Here is a 17,257-nt window from a genome sequence, read left to right as displayed (position 1 = left end):
CCGCGCGGGGACGGGTTCAACGCGTCGGGCGGGTTTGTCGAAGTGGCCTTCGGCAGGTCATGACCAACGAGCGTGGGCCCCGTCAGGTCATGGGCCGGCAAACTCGCCAGCTGGAAGTCATTGCTGGCCGGTGAGTCGGGGAGATAGCTTCGGGCGAGCACCACCCGTCATGTACCTGTCCAAGCAGCCACCTGCGCTCGGGTCAGGTCCCGTTTCCGGATGATGTGGAGACCCCATGGCTCATCTGCCTTCCAGACGCCGCCTCGCGCTCGCGGTGCCCGTCGTGCTGTCGCTGACCGCTTCCCTCGGTTTCCTGCCGACGGCGGCCACCGCGGCCCCCGTCACGACGACCGCCACCCAGACGGCCGATGCCGGAACCCTGGCGTACGTCGTCAACACGAAGGTGGACCACCGCACGATCGGATCGGTGAAGAAGGCGATCGCCGCGGCCGGCGGCACCGTCGTCGCGACGTACGACAAGATCGGCGTGATAGTCGTCCATTCGGCGAACCCCGACTTCGGGCCCCGGATACGCGCGGTGCACGGCGTGCAGTCCGCGGGTGCGACCCGTACCGCTCCCCTGAGCGCCGCCGGCACCACCGACGAGGGTGCGGCGCAGGTCCTCTCCAAGGCGGAGGCCGCGAAGATCGAGAAGGCGTCCGACGCGGCGGGCCAGAGCGAGCCGCTCGAGGCCGACCAGTGGGACCTGCGCGCGATCGGCGCCGACAAGGCCGCCGGGATCAACCCGGGCAGCCGGAAGGTGACGGTCGCCGTGATCGACACCGGCGTCGACGACACCCACCCGGACCTCGCGCCGAACTTCTCCGCGTCCCAGTCGGCGAACTGCGTCGGCGGCGTCGCGGACACCAGCGAGGGCGCCTGGCGCCCGTACACCGCGGACGACTACCACGGCACCCATGTCGCGGGTGAGATCGCCGCGGCCCGCAACGGCATCGGCGTGGCGGGTGTCGCGCCCGGTGTGAAGGTCGCCGGCATCAAGGTGAGCGACCCCAAGGACGGCCTCTTCTATCCGGAGAACGTCGTCTGCGCCTTCGTGTTCGCCGCCGACCACGGCGTCGAGGTCACGAACAACAGCTACTACGTCGACCCGTGGCTGTACAACTGCATGGACGACCCCGACCAGAGGGCGATCGTCGACGCGGTCAACAGGGCCCAGCTGTACGCCCAGAAGAAGGGCACGCTCAACGTCGCCTCGGCGGGCAACTCCAACCACGACCTGGACTCCGACTCCCTGGTCGACGCCTCCAGCCCGGACGACGCCACGCCGGTCGAGCGGACCGTCGACCCGCACGAGTGCTTCGACGTTCCGACCCAGCTGCCGGGTGTCGTCACGGTGAGCGCGACGGGCGTCAAGGGCACCAAGTCGTACTACTCCACGTACGGTCTGGGCGCGATCGACGTCGCGGCTCCGGGTGGCGACAAGTACCAGATCCCGGACACCCCGTCCGCCAACGGCCGCATCCTGTCGACGCTGCCGAACAACACGTACGGCTTCCTCCAGGGCACCTCGATGGCGTCCCCGCACGTCGCCGGTGTGGCGGCGCTGCTGAAGTCGACCCACCCGCACGCGAGCGCGGCCCAGCTCCAGGCGCTGCTCAAGCTCCAGGCCGACAGCGCGGCGTGCCCGACCGAGCCGTACGACGGCGACGGCAACGGGGTCGTGGACGCGACCTGCGTGGGCGGCAAGCACCTCAACGGCTTCTTCGGATTCGGCGTCGTGAACGCGCTGCGCGCCGTGAAGTAGTCACCTGTAGGGCGGTTGGAGGGCCGGGCGGACATCCGTCCGGCCCTTCCGTCTGCGCGGTGACGCATCCCGCGACGGGAATCGCGATGGATATCGCGACGGATATCGCGACGGTCCGGCCATACATTGATTGAATCAATAATACATAGTGCAGTCATGACTGGAATCAAGTTCGCCTGGTCGGAGCTGGGCGGCGATCCCGCCCTCCTCGCGCGCGTGTCGACCGTCGTCCGGGAGGACGTCCTACCGGCGCGGCTCCCCGTGCGGGAACTGGCGCGCGCCTGCGTGGGCGTGTGCGCACTGGCGGGCGCCGAACTGGCGGCGCGGCGAGCCGATCTCCCGGTGGTGCCCGGGGTGCGGCTGGACGACGCGGCGGTGGCCACCGCGTTCGTCAGCGAGCGCCGGCTGCTGATCGACGGGCGGGCGCCGGTCTCCTTCGCCCCGCTGTCACGGTTCTGGCGGACGACCGACGGATGGGTACGCACCCACGCCAACTACCCGCACCACCGCGAACGGTTGCTCAGGGCGCTGGCACTTCCGGAGAGCGCCGACCCGGCCGCCGTCGAGGCGTCGCTGGCGGAGCGCTCCGCCCTGGAGGTGGAGGACGCGGTGTACTCGGCGGGGGGCATGGCCGTCGCGTCGCGCACGCCCGAGGAGTGGGCGGTACTTGAGCAGGCGGCCATGATCGCCGCCCGGCCCTTGGTCGAGCGGGGCCGGGTGGACGGGGCACGCGCGCGTACGTTCGCGCCACCGGAGGCCGGTCCGCTGCTGCCCGCCGCCGGACTGCGCGTCCTGGATCTGACCCGGGTCCTGGCCGGGCCGGTCGCCACCCGCACCCTCGCTCTGCTCGGCGCGGACGTGCTGCGGGTCGACGCACCCCAGCTGCCCGAGCTGCCCGACCAGCACGCCGACACGGGCTTCGGCAAGCGCTCGGCACTGCTGGACCTGACGGCGGACCGGCGTGGCTTCGAGGAGTTGCTCGCGACGGCGGACGTCGTGGTCACCGGGTACCGGCCGGGCTCCCTCGACCGGTTCGGGCTCTCCCCCGAGGCGCTGGCCGAGCGGCGGCCCGGGCTGGTCGTGGCACAGGTGTCGGCCTGGGGCGCGTACGGCCCGTGGGGCGGACGGCGCGGTTTCGACAGCCTCGTCCAGGCGGCCACCGGCATCGCGACCGTCGAGGGCTCCGCCGCGCGGCCGGGCGCGCTGCCCGCGCAGGCCCTCGACCACGGCACCGGCTATCTGCTGGCGGCGGCCGTGCTGCGGGCGCTGACCGAGCAGTCGTACGACGGCGGCAGCCGGATCGTCCGGCTGGCGCTGGCCGGAACCGCGGCGTGGCTCACCGGCGGAGCCTGGGCGAACGAGGGCGAGGGTCTCCACGGTGGGGGCATCCGGAGCGATGCCCTGAGCGCGAGGCTCCGGAACGTGGGTGTCCGGAACGAGGGTGTCCCGAGCGAGGGTGTCCGGATGGGCGAAGGGAAGGGCAAAGGGATGACCAAGGCGCAGGACCGGGAGGTGAGCGGCGGTGGGAGCCTCGACCCCGGCCCGTGGCTCGCGGAGACCGACGGCCCTCTCGGGCGGCTGCGCCACGCCCTTCCGCCGGTCTCGTTCGAGGGCGGGCCGGGCGACTGGGCGCGGCCGCCGGGGCCCTGGGGAGCCGATCCGGCGCGCTGGCTCTGAGCCCCCCGGACGCTCCGCTTCCGCGCCGGCGCCGCGACCACCTGACCGGTTCAGGATGAGTTGCCCCTCTTCGCGGGTGATGGTGAAGATCCTGGCATGGCGCTCATACGACCGACCGAAGCAACCGAATCCATACCCCGTACCGGCCTCGGCCGGGCGGTGGCGCTGCTCGTCCTGATGGGGCTCGCCGCGCTGATCCCGCTGCTCGGGCCGTCCGTCGCCGCGCACGGCACCGGGGAGGCGGCGGCCGCCGACTCCGGCGTGGTCGCGCTGCTGCGGACGCTGCTGTTCGCGGCGCTGTGCGTGCAGGTGGGCGAGTTGTTCGCGGCGGGTCTCACCCGATGGGTGCCCGCCGCTCCCCCGGACCGGCCGGTCGGCTGGGCGCCCTACGCGGCGGTCGTGGGATTCTCGGCCGCGGCGACGGCCGGTGAACTTGCGCCGCACGGCCACGGCTCGCGGGGCGGCGTTCTGGCGCTGCTGGAGGCGATCGCGTTCGCCGTGGCGGGGCTGTGCGCGCTCACGCGTCGGCCGAACCGTCAGGCGTGGCCGCTCGCGGCGGTGGTCCTGGCCGAGGCGCTGCGCGCGCATCCGCCCACCGAGTCCACGCCGCTGGTCGGCTCCGGACTGACGGTGGTGCACCTGACGTGCTCGGCGCTGTGGGCGGGTGGACTGCTGAGCGTGCTCCGCACGCTGCGCGGCTGGGACGACAGCTCGGCGGGCGCCGCGCTGCTCGGGCTCTACGCGCGCGTGGCGGCCGTGCTGTTCGCCGGGGTCACCGCGACCGGGCTGTGCAGTTCACTGCGGCGGATGCCGTCGGAGACGGTCTTCGACCAGTTGGCGACGACCGCGTACGGGCGCGTGCTGGTCGCCAAGGTGCTCGTGGTGGGCGCGGTCGCGCTGCTCGCCCTGCGTGCGAGGAAACGACTGCGCGGGGCCCCCGACCCGCTGGCCGCCTGCTCCCCCGCGCGCGTGGAGCTCGTCGCGCTGGGTGTGGTGGTCGCGGTGTCGGGGCTGTTGACGGCGTTGCCACTGCCGATCAAGGGTTGAGGATCGACGTGGAGACCACGGGGTGGGGATGCATGGGTTGAGGCGTACGGCTTCACGTGCATGGCTTGATGGTGGAAGTGGAAGGCATGACGGTGGAAGTGGATGACTCGAGGGTCACGAGTTGAGGATCAAGGGCCGCGAATCGACCGTGGGGTGGCGGCGGTCCGTGACCCCGAGGGCCAGCAGGGCCTGGGCGGCGATGTAGGTGAGCATGATCCACAGGTCGGGGCGCGGGGCCTGGGGCCAGTCGGCGACACCGGTGGCGATGAGGGTGTCGGAGAGCAGGAACAGCGCGCCACCGGCACCGGCGACCGGGCCGAGCCGGATGGCCGCGAAGTAGGCCATGGCCGTCAGCAGGGTGCTGTAGACGGCGACGGGGAGGCGCAGGTCCGCCGGGAGGTCGGGCCACAGCACGGCGACGGTGACGATCAGGGCGGTGGCGTAGCAGGGGGCGAGGAGGGCGCCGCGCGCGTGGGGCCTGCCGACGCGGGCGAACAGCGCCAGGTAGCAGACGTGACCGGCGGCGAAGAACGCCATGCCGGCGAGGAATGCGGGATCGGCGTCCAGCAGGAGCAGGGTGTCGCCGCCCCAGCCGCACAGGAGGGCGGCGACCAGGAGACGGGGGGCGCCGCCAAGGGCCGCCCAGGCGGCGAGGAGGGGCATCAGAAGGGGCTTGGCCACCGTGTGCCCGGTGTCGGAGCCGACCGCGAGGCTGAGCAGGTCGACCGCCACGGTGAGGGCGAACAGGCCGAGGAGAACGCGGGAGCGGGTCACGCGGCCGTGCTCTCCTCGACGGCGGTGACGGTGGTCGGGGTGGTTGCGCTCGACGTGGTGGGCGAGGTGGACGCGGGCTGCCAGCCCGGCCCGCGGAACACTCGTCCCGTCCGCTCGCGCCAACCGGCCGCCGCCTTGACGTCCTTGACGATCGCGACGTACTCGTGCGTGGCGACCTTGATCGGGTTGAACGTGTTGATGTTCTTGGTCAACCCGTAGACGGGCCGGTCGACCTCGGGCACGAACGACTTGAAGAGCCGGTCCCAGACGATGAGGATGCCGCCGAAGTTGCGGTCCAGGTAGCCGCCCTGGGAGGCGTGGTGGACGCGGTGGTGGGAGGGCGTGTTGAACACGAACTCGAACCACCGGGGCATCCTGTCGATCCGCTCGGTGTGGATCCAGAACTGGTAGACGAGGTTGGCCGAGGAGCAGAACGCGAGCGCGGCCGGGTGGACGCCGAGGGCGATGAGCGGCACGTAGAACGGCCAGACGGTCAGCGTCGTCCAGGGCTGGCGCAGGGCGGTGGTGAGGTTGAACTTCTCGCTGGAGTGGTGGACGACGTGGCAGGCCCACAGCACGCGGATGACGTGGTGGCCGCGGTGGGACCAGTAGTAGAAGAAGTCCTGCGCGAGCAGCATCAGCGGGAGCGTCCACCACAGGACCGGGACGCGGAGCGGGGTCAGCTCGTAGATCGCCGTGTAGATCGCGACGATCGGGATCTTCCAGACGAAGTCGAACACGAGACTCCCGAGCCCCATGCCGACGCTCGTCGCGGCGTCCTTCGTCCCGTACCCGGCCGCATCCTCGTCGGGATGGAGCCGGACGCTGATCACCTCGACCACGGTGAGCAGCACGAAGGCGGGTATCGACCACAGCACGACATCGGGCAGGTTCGGCATGGTGGCACCGTAGAACGCCTGGTGGGCTGCGGCTAGACGTTGTTACCCACAAGTATTACCGACGGTATGCGCTTGCTTGTTGGCGGTCTTCGCCAATAGGCGCCGAGGGCGGACGCGAGGGAGCCGGCCCGCGGTGTGCTCGCGTTGCGGCTGGGATGAAGGCGGCCCATGGATCACGGAGGGGACGGAGAAGAACGCCTCGGTCGCAGCGGCACACTGATCCGCCCTCAGGAAATCATCCGCCGAGTACGGGGGCGGCGATGTCCCGGTCCCGACCGTCACACCCCCGCCGCCCCCAGCAAGGCCCCCAGCGCGTACGTCACCCCCATCGCCAGGGCCCCGCCTCCCATGTTGCGCAGTACCGCGCGGCCCGGTGGCGCCGCTCCCAGGCGGGCGCTGCTCCAGCCGGTGCCGGCCAGGGCCGCCAGGACCGACGCGACGGTCACCTGGAGGCGCCAGTCCGCCGGGGGCAGCACGATGGCCAGCAGGGGCAGCAGCGCGCCGGCCGTGAAGGCGAGGAAGCTGGCCCAGGCCGCGTGCCAGGGGTTGGTGAGGTCGTCGGGGTCGATGCCGAGCTCCACGCGCGCGTGGGCCTTCAGGGCGTCCCGTTCCGTGAGCTGGACGGCGGCCTCGCGGGCCACGTCCCGGGACAGCCCGCGTTCCGCCAACAGCTCGGTCAGCTCCGCCAGCTCGGCCTCCGGCTGCTCGCGCAGCTCCCGCCGCTCCAGCGCGAGAGCGGCCTTCTCGGAGTCCCGTTGGGTCGACACGGAGACGTACTCCCCCGCCGCCATGGACATCGACCCGGCGAGCAGACCGGCGAGGCCGGCCGTCAGCAGGGCCGAGCGGTCGTCCGTCGCACCGGCCACGCCGACGACGAGACCGGCGGTGGAGACGATGCCGTCGTTGGCGCCGAGGACGGCGGCGCGCAGCCAGTTCAGCCGGGATCCGAGCGAGCCTCCGTGGGCCTCGGCGTGGGTGGGTTCCGTCACAGGACGGAGGATGGCACCCCGGCGGGCACGTGCCCCGTACCGACGCTCGTCATCGCGGGAGCGCGCGGACCGGACTTGCCGGGCCGGGCTCGCCGGACGGGGCCTGACGGGCCGTACGCAACATGCCGAACGCGACAAAACGGGCTCGCCGAACGGGACTCCGCCGACCGAACGCGACGAATCGGGCCTATGGACCCGGTCCGACGAACGCGCCCGACGAACGCGCCCGGCGGACCGAGGCGGGCGGCCGGCACCCTGCGGCCCGGTGCGACGAACAGGCCCGAAGCATGGGCCCAAAGGACCGGGCTCGACGAACCGGGCCCTGCGGCCGGGCGGGCGGGGGCGTGAACCACCGTTCGGCAGGTGGGGGTTGGCCGGACCGCTGCCGTCGGGTGTGGGCACGCGCGCGCGCGTTCCGCGAACTGCCGTACGTCCCGGAGGGCTTCGCTCGGCTCCCGTTCGGGGCGGGTGCGGCGAGGTGTCAGTGGGGGCCCGTATCCTCAGTGACCATGCTCGAAGACCACACGACGACAGCGTCCTCCCCCACGGAGTGGCCGACCGCGTATCCCCAGGGGTACGCGGTCGTTGACGTGGAGACCACCGGCCTGGCCCGGGACGACCGGATCATCTCCGCCGCCGTCTACCGGCTGGACGCGCGCGGCGAGGTGGAGGACCACTGGTACACGCTGGTCAACCCGGAGCGCGATCCGGGCCCGGTGTGGATCCACGGTCTGACGAGCGACGTGCTCGAGGGCGCGCCCCTCTTCCAGGAGGTGGCCGCGGAGTTCGCGGCCCGGCTCGACGGGCGGGTGCTCGTCGCGCACAACGCGGTCTTCGACTGGCAGATGATCGCGCGGGAGTACGCGCGCGCGGAGCGTGAGGCGCCGGTGCGGCAGCGGCTGTGCACCATCGCGCTCTCCAAGGAGCTCGGCCTGCCGCTGCCCAACCACAAGCTGGAGTCGCTGGCGGCCCACTTCGGTGTGGTGCAGCAGCGGGCGCACCACGCGCTGGACGACGCGCGCGTGCTCGCGGAGGCGTTCCGGCCGAGCCTGCGGGCCGCGGCGGCGGGCGGCGTCCGGCTGCCGCTCCTGGAGTGCCGGCCGCTGACCGAGTGGGCGGACCGGCCCGCGCCCCTGATCGGCCGGCAGGCGGGCGGTCCGGGTGGCGGCTACGGCAGCTATCGGCCCGGTAGTTGGCGGCCGTCCCGCAAAAGGCCCGTATGCCCCCATCCCAACCCCGGGCGTTACGAAGACGGCAAAAGGCTCAAGCAGGGTATGCGGGTCGCCTTCTCGGGTGACACGTCGGTCGAGCGGGAGCTGCTGGAGGACCGCGCCGCCGAGGCGGGGCTGCACGTCGCCACCAGCCTGTCCCGACTGACCAGCCTGCTGGTCACCAACGACCCAGACTCGGGCACCTCGAAGGTGGTGAAGGCGCGCCAGTTCGGGACGCCCGTCGTCGACGAGGCCGCCTTCGGACAACTCCTGCGGGATGTGGAGCCCGCCGAGGGGTGACCCGTGCGTACGGGTGATTGCCGCGCGACTCGCCCGCCGTCGGCTCGCCCGCGCGGGGGTGACGGCTCACCCTGTGGCGCATGGCGAGATGCGAAGTTTGCGGCAATGACTACGGCATGACCTTCGAAGTGCACGCGCAGGGCGCGATCCATGTCTTCGACTGCTTCTCCTGTGCGATCCACCGCATGGCCCCCATCTGCGAGCACTGCCGGGTGCAGATCATCGGCCAGGGGGTCGAGGTGGAGGGCCACTGGTACTGCGGCGCGCACTGCGCCCGCGCGGAGGGCAGGGCGGGCATCGTCGACAAGGTGTGAGCCGGCCGGACGGCTCCCGGGGCCGCGGGTGTGACGGCGGCCCCTTCCGGTACCCGGCCGAATGCACCCCACGACCGAGTTGTACGGTCGTGGGGTGTACCGCTTCCTGTTGTCCCGGCAGTGGGTGATCCTCACGCTGGTCTCCCTCCTCCTCATCCCCACGATGATCAGGCTGGGCTTCTGGCAGATGCATCGCTACGACGAGCGCACCGCGCGCAACCAGCTGGTCTCCGACGCGCTCACCGCCGAGGCGGTGCCCGTGGAGCAGCTGACCACCCCGGGACACGCCGTCACCCGCGACGAGCGGTACCGGAGCGTCACCGCCACCGGCTCGTTCGACACCGGGCACGAGGTCGTCGTCCGGCGCCGGGTCAACGCCGACGAGACCGTCGGCTTCCACGTCCTCACCCCGTTCGTCCTGACGGACGGCAAGGTGCTGCTGGTCGACCGGGGCTGGATCCCCGCGGACGCCCCGAGTCAGACCTCGTTCCCCGACGTCCCCGCGCCGCCCGCCGGACGGATCACCGTCACCGGGCGGCTGATGCCCGACGAGACGACCGCGGCGAGCGGCATCAAGGACCTCAAGGGACTGCCGGACCGGCAGGTCATGCTGATCAACAGCGAGCGGGAGGCCCGGCGCCTCGGTGCGCAGGTGCTCGGCGGCTACATCGCGCAGACGGCGCCCGAGCCTAAGGGTGACAGCCCGGAGCTGGTCGGCCGGCCCGGCAGCGAGGACGCGGCCCTGAACTACGCCTACGCCATCCAGTGGTGGCTCTTCTCGGTGGGCGTCCCGGTCGGCTGGGTGATCCTGGTCCGCCGCGAGACCCGCGACCGGGCCCAGGCCGCCGCGCGGGAGGCGGAGCAGGCCGAGCCGGCGACGGTCTGACGGACGCGGTCGCCCGCCCCGCATTCCAAGGTCGGACCCGGGGGGCGTCTTCTCGGGCGCCGGCGCCCCCACCGTGCGCCGTCACTCGCCCGGCCGCAGCCCTGATTGCCCGCGGGGGTCGCCGGGAACCCGGAACCTCGTGCACCCCCGCATCGAGAACTACGCGCTCATCGGCGACGAACAGACCGCCGCCCTGGTCGGCATGGACGGTTCCGTCGACTGGCTCTGTCTGCCCCGCTTCGATTCCGGGGCCTGCTTCGCCCGCCTGCTCGGCGGGGAGGAGAACGGCCACTGGCGCATCGCCCCCGAGGGCGTGCAGGGTCCCTGCACGCGGCGCGCCTACCGGCCCGACACGCTCGTCCTGGACACCGAGTGGGAGACCGACGAGGGCGCGATCCGGGTCACCGACCTGATGCCCCAGCGCGACCGGGCCCCCGACGTCGTACGCATCGTCGAGGGACTGCGTGGCCGGGTCACCGTCCGCAGCGCGCTGCGGCTGCGCTTCGACTACGGCTGGATCATCCCGTGGATGCGCCGGGTCGACGGCCATCGGGTGGCGATCGGTGGTCCCGACGCCGTCTGGTTCCGCAGCGAGCCGGAGGTGCGCACCTGGGGCGAGGACTTCACCACCTACTCGGAGTTCACCGTCACCGAGGGCGAGTCGGTGGCCTTCGTACTGACCTGGCACCCCTCGCACGAGTCGCGCCCGCCGCTCGTCGACCCGTGGGACGCGCTGCGGGTCAGCGTCGACGACTGGCGGGCGTGGGCCGCCCGCTGCCGCTACGACGGGCCCCACCGGGACGCCGTCGTCCGCTCGCTGATCACCCTCAAGGCCCTCACGTACGTCCCCACCGGCGGCATCGTCGCCGCGCTCACGACCTCCCTGCCCGAGGAGATGGGCGGGGTCCGCAACTGGGACTACCGCTACTGCTGGCTGCGCGACTCCACCCTCACCCTCGGCGCCCTGCTGGCGGCCGGCTACGAGGACGAGGCCGAGGCCTGGCGCAACTGGCTGCTGCGTGCCGTCGCGGGCGATCCGGCGGACCTCCAGATCATGTACGGGCTGGCGGGCGAGCGCCGGCTGCCCGAGTGCGAGCTGCCCTGGCTGTCCGGCTACGCGGACTCCAGGCCGGTGCGCATCGGCAACGGCGCCGTGGACCAGCTCCAGCTGGACGTCTACGGCGAGGTCATGGACTCGCTGTCGCTGGCCAGGACCGCCGGCATGTCACCGCGGCCGCACATGTGGTCGTTGCAGAGCGCGCTGATGAAGTGGCTGGTCGAGAACTGGCGGCAGCCGGACGAGGGGCTGTGGGAGGTGCGCGGAGGCCGGCGCCAGTTCGTGCACTCCAAGGTGATGGTGTGGGTGGCCGCCGACCGGGCCGTCCGCGCGCTGGAGGAGTACCCCGGGCTGAACGGTGACCTGGCGGGCTGGCGGGCGCTGCGCGACGAGGTGCACCGGGAGGTGTGCGAGCGGGGCTACGACCCGGTGCGGGGCACGTTCACCCAGTACTACGGTTCGCGCGACCTGGACGCCTCGCTGTTGCTCATCCCGCGCGTCGGCTTCCTGCCGCCGGACGACCCGCGCGTGGTCGGCACCGTCGACGCGGTCCGCGCGGAGCTCGGGCACGGCGGTCTGCTGCGCCGCTACAGCACGGACGGCGCGACCGTCGACGGCCTGCCGGGTGACGAGGGCACCTTCCTGGCCTGCTCGTTCTGGCTCGCGGACGCGCTGCACATGACGGGCCGCACGCAGGAGGCGCGGGAGCTGTTCGACCGGCTCGTCGGCCTGGCCAACGACGTGGGGCTGCTGGCGGAGGAGTACGACCCGACGTCCGGCCGGCACCTCGGCAACTTCCCGCAGGCCTTCAGTCACATCGGCCTGGTGAACACCGCCTTCGCCCTGTTCGGCACGGGGAAGGCAGGATAGGGGGCATGGATCTTGGACTGAAGGACCGGGTGTACGTGATCACCGGGGCGACGCGCGGCCTCGGCAACGCCGCCGCGCGCGAGCTCGTCGCGGACGGCGCGAAGGTGGTGCTGACCGGGCGGGACGAGGAGCGCGTCGCCGACGCGGCGGCCGAGCTGGGGCCGAACGCCGTCGGGGTCGCCGTGGACAACGCCGACCCCGGGGCGGCGGCGCGGCTGATCGCGGCGGCGCGCGACGCCTTCGGCGGGTTCGACGGGATCCTGGTGAGCGTGGGCGGTCCGCCGCCCGGGTTCGTCGCGGACAACACGGACGAGCAGTGGCAGACCGCGTTCGAGTCGGTGTTCCTCGGGGCGGTCCGGCTGGCGCGGGCGGCGGCCGCCGAGCTGGAGGCGGGCGGGGTCATCGGGTTCGTGCTGTCGGGTTCGGTGCACGAGCCGATTCCGGGGCTCACCATCTCCAACGGCCTGCGGCCGGGACTCGCCGGGTTCGCGAAGTCGCTCTCCGACGAGCTGGGCCCCCGGGGGATCCGGGTCGTGGGGCTGTTGCCGGCCCGTATCGACACCGACCGGGTGCGGGAGCTGGACGGGCTGTCGGCCGACCCCGAGGCGACCCGGGCCGCGAACGAGTCCCGCATTCCGCTGCGGCGGTACGGGGCTCCGGAGGAGTTCGGCCGGACGGCCGCGTTCCTGCTGTCGCCGGCGGCCTCCTACCTGACGGGCCTCATGGTGCCGGTCGACGGCGGGATGCGGCACGGGTTCTGACCGTCCGGCGCCGGGCGGGGGGTCACGGCCGGGCGGCAGCCGCGGACCGTGACCTCACCCCGCACCCCCGCACGGCCGGACGGCTCAACTGACCCTTTCGGCCTTGTGTCTGACGCCCCTCATCCATACGTCGGCGGGCAGTGCCGCGAGCGCCGCCGAATCCCGCGCGTGGGCCAGGGCCCGCCCCGTCAGCTGGTCCAGCGCCGTCGCCGGGTCCACGTGGGGCTCCAGTACGAGGCGGATCCGCGCCGCGGGGGCCTCCCTCCGGCCCTTCAGCGAAACGTGGGCGTGGGCGACGCCGTCCAGCCGCTCCGCCTCGGCCGCGAGTACGCCCTCCAGGGCGCGGCCCCGCAGCAGCGCACCCGCGCCGTCGCCGGTGTCGACGAGGAGCTCGCCGAGCCGACGGCGGCGCAGGACCGCCGTCAGCCACCACAGGGTGAGCAGGACGAGGAGCGCGAGGACCGCGATCACCGTCGGCCACCACCAGGCATCGCCGCGCCAGCGGGTGCGTTCGGCGGTACTGAGCAGGGTGTCGTGGGGGCTGTCGTGGAGCCACCAGGAGGGTGCGGAGGCGCCCAGGCCCACGGCCAGCACCGCGCCGCCGACGGCGAGCAGCACCAGTCCGACGGCTCCGAGGAGCACCCGGTTGACGGTGGGCAGCATCGTCCTCACCCCTTCTTCCCGGGACGCCGCACCCGGACCGACAGGGCGAGCGGCCGGACCAGGCCCAGGCCACGGATCGCGTCGGTGAGGACGGCGTCCAGGTCGGCGTGTACGTCGTCCAGGTCGCGGAAGTGCGCGAGCGCGCGGACGTCGGCCCTGCGGCGGCCCGCGCGCACCCGGACGGACTGCACGCCGGCGACCTCCATGGCCCGGTCGCGCAGCACGAGTGCGGCCGCGTCCCGGTGCAGGCCCGCCCGTACGTCCGGGTGCGCGCGGCGCATCGGGAGGATGTCCCTGAGGCCCGGGGTGACGGCCAGGACGATCAGCCACAGGCCGAGGGCCGCCGCGACCCCGGCGCCGACCAGCACCCAGATGTCGTCGAGGGGGCGCTCGGCGAGCTGCCGGGCGAGTCCGTCGCGCCAGGCCATGGCGGACCGGTGGGCGCGTACGGCGACCACGTCGTAGAGGAAGGCCGCCGCGACGACCAGCAGCAACGCGGCGACGATCGCGGCCGGCACGCGGCGCGCCGACCAGTAGCGGTGGTCGGCGGGGCCCGTCGCGCCGCCGGGGCCTTCTTCCCGCGGGGGTTTCTCCAGTACGGGCAGTGTGCTGCCCTGCAAGCCTGCGGGCTCGCTCATCGCGTCCTCCCGTGCGCCACGCCGGGGGCCGCCGTCAGGTGCAGCCGTTCCACCTGGACTGCGACCTCCGGGACCTCCATTCCCACCAACGCGCCTACCCGCTCGGTGACGTGCCGACGCACACGGTGACAGCGTCCGCCGATATCGGTCGGATAGTCGAGTTCCAGATGGACGCGGACGTGCGCGGCCTCGTGGTGGACGACGACGGTCGCGTGCGGGCGGGCGGCGTCGGGCGACAGCCGGCCGACCGCCTCGCGGGCGGCCTGCGCGGCGATCTTCGCCACGACCCGGTCGGCGATACGGGTCGCGCCGCGGGCACCCGGGGGAACGACGGACGGGCGCCCGCCGACGGCGCCCCCCTCGTCCGCGGAGGTCACCGGCGCCGGTCGTCGCGGGTGCGGAAGAAGTCGCCGAGTTCCAGGTCCCCCTCCAGGAACCGGCCGACGACGAACCCGATGGCGCCCAGCGCCGCCACCAGGAGGAAGGCTCCGAACCCGCCGAAGTATCCGGCGAAGCCCAGCGCCATGCCGGCGATCAAGCCGACCACGGCCATGCTCAAGGTGCTCTCCCCTCGACGGTCCGGTCACCCGGCCGTCTGCGTGTCACTGGATCCGGGGCTCCGGTTCCTCGTCCTCTTCGTCGGGCAGCTTGACGTCGCTGACCGCGATGTTGACCTCGACGACCTCCAGTCCGGTCATCCGCTCCACGGCCGCGATCACGTTCTCCCGCACGGCCTGCGCGACATCGGCGATGGCCACGCCGTAGTCGACGACGATCTCCAGGTCGAGCGCGGTCTGTACCTCGCCGACCTCCGCCTTGACACCGCGGGTGACCGACTTCGAGCCGCCGGGCACCCGGTCCCGTACGGCACCGAAGGTGCGGCTGAGTCCGCTGCCCATCGCGTGGACGCCCAGGACGTCCCGTGCGGCGAGACCCGCGATCTTCTCGACGACCCCGTCGGCGATGGTGGTCCGCCCCCGGGTCGCCGGATCACCGCCGCCGCGCCTGGTCGTCTTACGGGTCCCCAGCGGCTCGGTACCGCCGTCGGAGACCTGCGTCCGGTGCTGCTCCGCTGCTGCCTCGGTCATCGCCGTACGTCCTTACGTCCGGTTCGTTCTTTGTGTCCCTTCCACCACGGTAAGCGCGGTTGCCCGTCCGCGCGCCGGGGATGCGGCAGGCTGGAGCAATGACGGCGGACGGATGGACGAACGCGGTGCGCCAGCAGCTGGGCCTCGGCAGGCTGCTCCCGCTGGGCGGGCCGCGGGACGGCGCGTGGATCACGGAGGCGGCGGCCGAGGCGGTGCTGCGGCGGGCGGTACGGCAGGTGGAGGGCGTGCGCCTGGGCGCGCTGCGGATCGCGGCGGTCGACCCGGAGGGGACGTTCGAGGCCTCCGTGCCGCCTCCGCCGAGCGCCCTGCCGCCCGGGCCGCTGCGGGTGACGGCGGACATCGCCGCGTCCCCGTCCGAGCCGTTGCCGACGACGGCTTCCCGCCTGCGTACGGCGCTGGCGGCGGCCGCGACGGACCGTCTCGGCCTGGTGGTGCCGGAGGTGGATCTGCGCGTGACGGCCCTGCTGGACGAGGACCCGGAACCGGAGCCGGCACGGCCCGTTCCCGCGGCGCGGCACGTCGGGGCGGCGCAGCACGGCGACGAGGCGCGCGCGACCGTCGCCGCTCTGTCCGTACCGGGCGTGACCCGGTTGACCGACGTGCTCGGCAGGGCGGTGCGCATCGAGGAACGACAGCACACGGCCGCCCTGCCGAACCGCCACGCACGCGTGGAGATCGCGGTGAGTGCGAACCACCGGGTCCTCGAGGTGACCCGAGGGGTGCGTGGGGCGGTGTCGGAGGCGCTACGGGATCACCCGACGGTGACCGTGCTGGTCACGGCGGTGGAGTGAGCGGGCCCGCGAGGGCCCGGCTCATTCGCCGATGCCGGCCAGGGCCCGCAGACGGCGGCCCTGGGCGGCGCGCTCGGCGGCGCGCTGCTCGTCGTACGTACGGTCTCCGGCGCCGCGCAGCAGCGCCTTGGTCTCGATGACGGCCTCCCGGGGCGCGGCCAGGATCGCCGCGGCCAGCTCACGCGTCGCGGTGTCCAGGTCCTGCGCGGGTACGGCGATGTTGGCGAGCCCGGAGCTGACCGCCTCCTCGGCGTGCACGAACCGGCCGGTCAGGCAGATCTCGGCGGCCCGGCCGTAGCCGACCAGGGAGACCAGGGGATGCGTGCCCGTCAGGTCCGGAACGAGGCCGAGGCCGGTCTCCCGCATGGCGAACTGCACGTCGTCGGCGACGACGCGCAGGTCACATGCGAGAGCCAGCTGGAAGCCCGCCCCGATGGCGTGGCCCTGTACGGCGGCGATGGACACGAGGTCGTTGCGCCGCCACCAGGTGAAGCCCTCCTGGAACCCGGCGATGGCGGCGTCGAGTTCGGCGTCGCCGCTGCGCGCGAGATCGATGAAGGACGGTTCGCCCTCGATCCCCTCGGGCGTGAACATCTGCCGGTCGAGCCCCGCGGAGAAGGACTTGCCCTCGCCGCGCAGCACGACCACGCGGACGGAGCCCGGCACCAGCCGCCCGGCCTCGGCGAGCGTCCGCCACATGGCGGGGCTCTGCGCGTTGCGCTTGGCCGGGTTGGCCAGCGTCACCGTGGCGAGCGCGTCGTCTACGGTGAGCCGTACGCCGTCCTTGTCGAGCAGGGGAACGAGTTCCTGGTCGGGCGTGGCCATGTGGCGCCTCCGATGAGTGCGGTCAGCTAGCGGTCAGCTAAGTGACTGCACAGTAACCACCCGGCCGATCGGACAACCGACCGGGTGGTCACCGTCGAAAGCGGTGAGACCGCGCCGGGTCAGGACGAGGCGGCCTTCTTGCCTCGGGTCGCCCCGCCACGCCCACGCAGCGTGACGCCCGACTCGCTGAGCATCCGGTGGACAAAGCCATACGAGCGACCGGTTTCCTCGGCCAGCGCCCGGATGCTCGCACCGGAGTCGTACTTCTTCTTCAGGTCTGCCGCGAGCTTGTCGCGCGCGGCGCCGGTCACCCGGCTGCCCTTCTTCAGAGTCTCGGCCACCCGTGCCTCCTCATGGGAAGTGCGCTCTGGTCATCCTCATGATCACCCCTACGGCGCGCGATGGCCACCCATTCGGCAAGGTCCGTGCGACAGGGTTTTGACGACAGGAGCGCGTCCCCACAAGTGGAATATGTGATTCCACCCTGTGGTGTTCGTGGGGCCGAACGGGTTGTCGGGCGAAATGGCAGGTCAGAGACGCACGACGGCCGATCCCTTGTCGACAAAGGGATCGGCCGGAAAATCGATGTAGGACACACCTCGATACGAGGAGATCTCACACAGATGATGGATCACCGGTGGGCCGAATGATCCAGACGAATGATCCAACATCGTGGATCAC

General features: G+C 72.7%; 19 protein-coding genes. 9 read left to right on the top strand and 10 right to left on the bottom strand.

Features of this window, described 5'->3' with window-relative positions; translation table 11 throughout:
- Nucleotides 1–235 precede the first annotated feature (235 nt).
- From OG440_RS29115 to OG440_RS29105, 3 genes are all read left to right on the top strand, one after another.
- Nucleotides 236–1,765 (top strand): S8 family serine peptidase, encoded by a 1,530-nt coding sequence (locus tag OG440_RS29115; protein ID WP_406009740.1) that lies wholly within the window; start codon nucleotides 236–238, stop codon nucleotides 1,763–1,765.
- Between the two features lie 156 nt (nucleotides 1,766–1,921).
- Entirely contained in the window at nucleotides 1,922–3,442 is a 1,521-nt protein-coding gene (locus OG440_RS29110) for a CoA transferase (protein ID WP_406009739.1), read from the top strand.
- A gap of 96 nt (nucleotides 3,443–3,538) precedes the next feature.
- A complete protein-coding gene (locus tag OG440_RS29105; RefSeq protein ID WP_406009738.1) occupies nucleotides 3,539–4,489 on the top strand; it encodes a CopD family protein in 951 nt (316 codons plus the stop codon).
- Between the two features lie 114 nt (nucleotides 4,490–4,603).
- Here the strand turns inward: OG440_RS29105 and OG440_RS29100 are convergent, their stop codons facing one another.
- The 3 genes from OG440_RS29100 to OG440_RS29090 all read right to left on the bottom strand — a co-directional run bounded on the left by OG440_RS29100 (nucleotide 4,604) and on the right by OG440_RS29090 (nucleotide 7,151).
- A complete protein-coding gene (locus tag OG440_RS29100) occupies nucleotides 4,604–5,263 on the bottom strand; it encodes a lysoplasmalogenase (protein WP_406009737.1) in 660 nt (219 codons plus the stop codon).
- Nucleotides 5,260–6,162, bottom strand: coding sequence for a sterol desaturase family protein (locus OG440_RS29095; RefSeq protein ID WP_406009736.1), 903 nt, complete (start codon nucleotides 6,160–6,162; stop codon nucleotides 5,260–5,262). The genes OG440_RS29100 and OG440_RS29095 overlap by 4 nt, the downstream gene beginning before the upstream one ends.
- A 278-nt stretch (nucleotides 6,163–6,440) precedes the next feature.
- Nucleotides 6,441–7,151, bottom strand: a complete 711-nt coding sequence (locus tag OG440_RS29090) for a VIT family protein (RefSeq protein WP_406009735.1) — start codon at nucleotides 7,149–7,151, stop codon at nucleotides 6,441–6,443.
- 509 nt (nucleotides 7,152–7,660) lie between these two features.
- Here OG440_RS29090 and OG440_RS29085 point away from each other — a divergent pair.
- The 5 genes from OG440_RS29085 to OG440_RS29065 all read left to right on the top strand — a co-directional run bounded on the left by OG440_RS29085 (nucleotide 7,661) and on the right by OG440_RS29065 (nucleotide 12,550).
- Complete coding sequence (locus tag OG440_RS29085) at nucleotides 7,661–8,662, top strand: DEDDh family exonuclease (protein WP_406009734.1); 1,002 nt, start codon at nucleotides 7,661–7,663, stop codon at nucleotides 8,660–8,662.
- An 80-nt stretch (nucleotides 8,663–8,742) separates the two neighbouring features.
- A complete protein-coding gene (locus OG440_RS29080; protein WP_078615750.1) occupies nucleotides 8,743–8,976 on the top strand; it encodes a hypothetical protein in 234 nt (77 codons plus the stop codon).
- Between the two features lie 94 nt (nucleotides 8,977–9,070).
- The gene (locus OG440_RS29075) at nucleotides 9,071–9,862 is read left to right on the top strand and encodes an SURF1 family protein (protein ID WP_406009733.1); all 792 of its coding nucleotides are present in this window, start codon (nucleotides 9,071–9,073) and stop codon (nucleotides 9,860–9,862) included.
- Between the two features lie 139 nt (nucleotides 9,863–10,001).
- Nucleotides 10,002–11,789 carry a glycoside hydrolase family 15 protein gene (locus tag OG440_RS29070; RefSeq protein ID WP_406009732.1) on the top strand — a complete coding sequence of 596 codons (1,788 nt, stop codon included), beginning with the start codon at nucleotides 10,002–10,004 and terminating at the stop codon, nucleotides 11,787–11,789.
- Nucleotides 11,790–11,794: 5 nt separating this feature from the next.
- Nucleotides 11,795–12,550, top strand: a complete 756-nt coding sequence (locus OG440_RS29065; protein ID WP_406009731.1) for an SDR family oxidoreductase — start codon at nucleotides 11,795–11,797, stop codon at nucleotides 12,548–12,550.
- Nucleotides 12,551–12,634: 84 nt separating this feature from the next.
- Here OG440_RS29065 and amaP read toward each other — a convergent pair whose 3' ends face one another.
- The 5 genes from amaP to OG440_RS29040 are packed head-to-tail and all read right to left on the bottom strand — an operon-like array spanning nucleotide 12,635 to nucleotide 14,939.
- The gene (gene amaP / locus OG440_RS29060) at nucleotides 12,635–13,213 is read right to left on the bottom strand and encodes an alkaline shock response membrane anchor protein AmaP (RefSeq protein ID WP_406009730.1); all 579 of its coding nucleotides are present in this window, start codon (nucleotides 13,211–13,213) and stop codon (nucleotides 12,635–12,637) included.
- A gap of 5 nt (nucleotides 13,214–13,218) precedes the next feature.
- Complete coding sequence (locus OG440_RS29055; protein WP_406009729.1) at nucleotides 13,219–13,851, bottom strand: DUF6286 domain-containing protein; 633 nt, start codon at nucleotides 13,849–13,851, stop codon at nucleotides 13,219–13,221.
- On the bottom strand, nucleotides 13,848–14,228 hold the full coding sequence (locus tag OG440_RS29050; protein ID WP_406009728.1) for an Asp23/Gls24 family envelope stress response protein: 381 nt from the start codon (nucleotides 14,226–14,228) through the stop codon (nucleotides 13,848–13,850). The genes OG440_RS29055 and OG440_RS29050 overlap by 4 nt, the downstream gene beginning before the upstream one ends.
- Nucleotides 14,225–14,410 (bottom strand): hypothetical protein, encoded by a 186-nt coding sequence (locus OG440_RS29045; RefSeq protein ID WP_381173668.1) that lies wholly within the window; start codon nucleotides 14,408–14,410, stop codon nucleotides 14,225–14,227. The genes OG440_RS29050 and OG440_RS29045 overlap by 4 nt, the downstream gene beginning before the upstream one ends.
- A 43-nt stretch (nucleotides 14,411–14,453) precedes the next feature.
- The gene (locus tag OG440_RS29040) at nucleotides 14,454–14,939 is read right to left on the bottom strand and encodes an Asp23/Gls24 family envelope stress response protein (protein WP_406009727.1); all 486 of its coding nucleotides are present in this window, start codon (nucleotides 14,937–14,939) and stop codon (nucleotides 14,454–14,456) included.
- A gap of 98 nt (nucleotides 14,940–15,037) precedes the next feature.
- Between OG440_RS29040 and OG440_RS29035 the strand changes: the two genes are divergently transcribed.
- Entirely contained in the window at nucleotides 15,038–15,751 is a 714-nt protein-coding gene (locus OG440_RS29035) for a nucleopolyhedrovirus P10 family protein (RefSeq protein ID WP_406009726.1), read from the top strand.
- A 21-nt stretch (nucleotides 15,752–15,772) separates the two neighbouring features.
- Here the strand turns inward: OG440_RS29035 and OG440_RS29030 are convergent, their stop codons facing one another.
- Together OG440_RS29030 and OG440_RS29025 are read right to left on the bottom strand one after the other, a co-directional pair.
- Nucleotides 15,773–16,576: an enoyl-CoA hydratase/isomerase family protein gene (locus OG440_RS29030; RefSeq protein ID WP_406009725.1), complete on the bottom strand. Its 804-nt coding sequence runs from the start codon at nucleotides 16,574–16,576 to the stop codon at nucleotides 15,773–15,775.
- Between the two features lie 119 nt (nucleotides 16,577–16,695).
- Entirely contained in the window at nucleotides 16,696–16,917 is a 222-nt protein-coding gene (locus OG440_RS29025) for a helix-turn-helix domain-containing protein (RefSeq protein WP_004002281.1), read from the bottom strand.
- Between the last annotated feature and the right edge of the window lie 340 nt (nucleotides 16,918–17,257).

The sequence above is a fragment of the Streptomyces sp. NBC_00637 genome (genome assembly GCF_045161545.1).
Taxonomy (GTDB): Bacteria; Actinomycetota; Actinomycetes; order Streptomycetales; family Streptomycetaceae; genus Streptomyces.
This window is presented reverse-complemented; position numbering and strand designations above follow the sequence as displayed.

Coding starts and splice junctions, on each gene's coding strand:
- amaP (WP_406009730.1), bottom strand. CDS start 13,213: ATGCTGCCCACCGTCAACCGGGTGCTCCTCGGAGCCGTCGGACTGGTG.
- OG440_RS29115 (WP_406009740.1), top strand. CDS start 236: ATGGCTCATCTGCCTTCCAGACGCCGCCTCGCGCTCGCGGTGCCCGTC.
- OG440_RS29040 (WP_406009727.1), bottom strand. CDS start 14,939: ATGACCGAGGCAGCAGCGGAGCAGCACCGGACGCAGGTCTCCGACGGC.
- OG440_RS29080 (WP_078615750.1), top strand. CDS start 8,743: ATGGCGAGATGCGAAGTTTGCGGCAATGACTACGGCATGACCTTCGAA.
- OG440_RS29035 (WP_406009726.1), top strand. CDS start 15,038: ATGACGGCGGACGGATGGACGAACGCGGTGCGCCAGCAGCTGGGCCTC.
- OG440_RS29085 (WP_406009734.1), top strand. CDS start 7,661: ATGCTCGAAGACCACACGACGACAGCGTCCTCCCCCACGGAGTGGCCG.
- OG440_RS29030 (WP_406009725.1), bottom strand. CDS start 16,576: ATGGCCACGCCCGACCAGGAACTCGTTCCCCTGCTCGACAAGGACGGC.
- OG440_RS29095 (WP_406009736.1), bottom strand. CDS start 6,162: ATGCCGAACCTGCCCGATGTCGTGCTGTGGTCGATACCCGCCTTCGTG.
- OG440_RS29065 (WP_406009731.1), top strand. CDS start 11,795: ATGGATCTTGGACTGAAGGACCGGGTGTACGTGATCACCGGGGCGACG.
- OG440_RS29055 (WP_406009729.1), bottom strand. CDS start 13,851: ATGAGCGAGCCCGCAGGCTTGCAGGGCAGCACACTGCCCGTACTGGAG.
- OG440_RS29105 (WP_406009738.1), top strand. CDS start 3,539: ATGGCGCTCATACGACCGACCGAAGCAACCGAATCCATACCCCGTACC.
- OG440_RS29110 (WP_406009739.1), top strand. CDS start 1,922: ATGACTGGAATCAAGTTCGCCTGGTCGGAGCTGGGCGGCGATCCCGCC.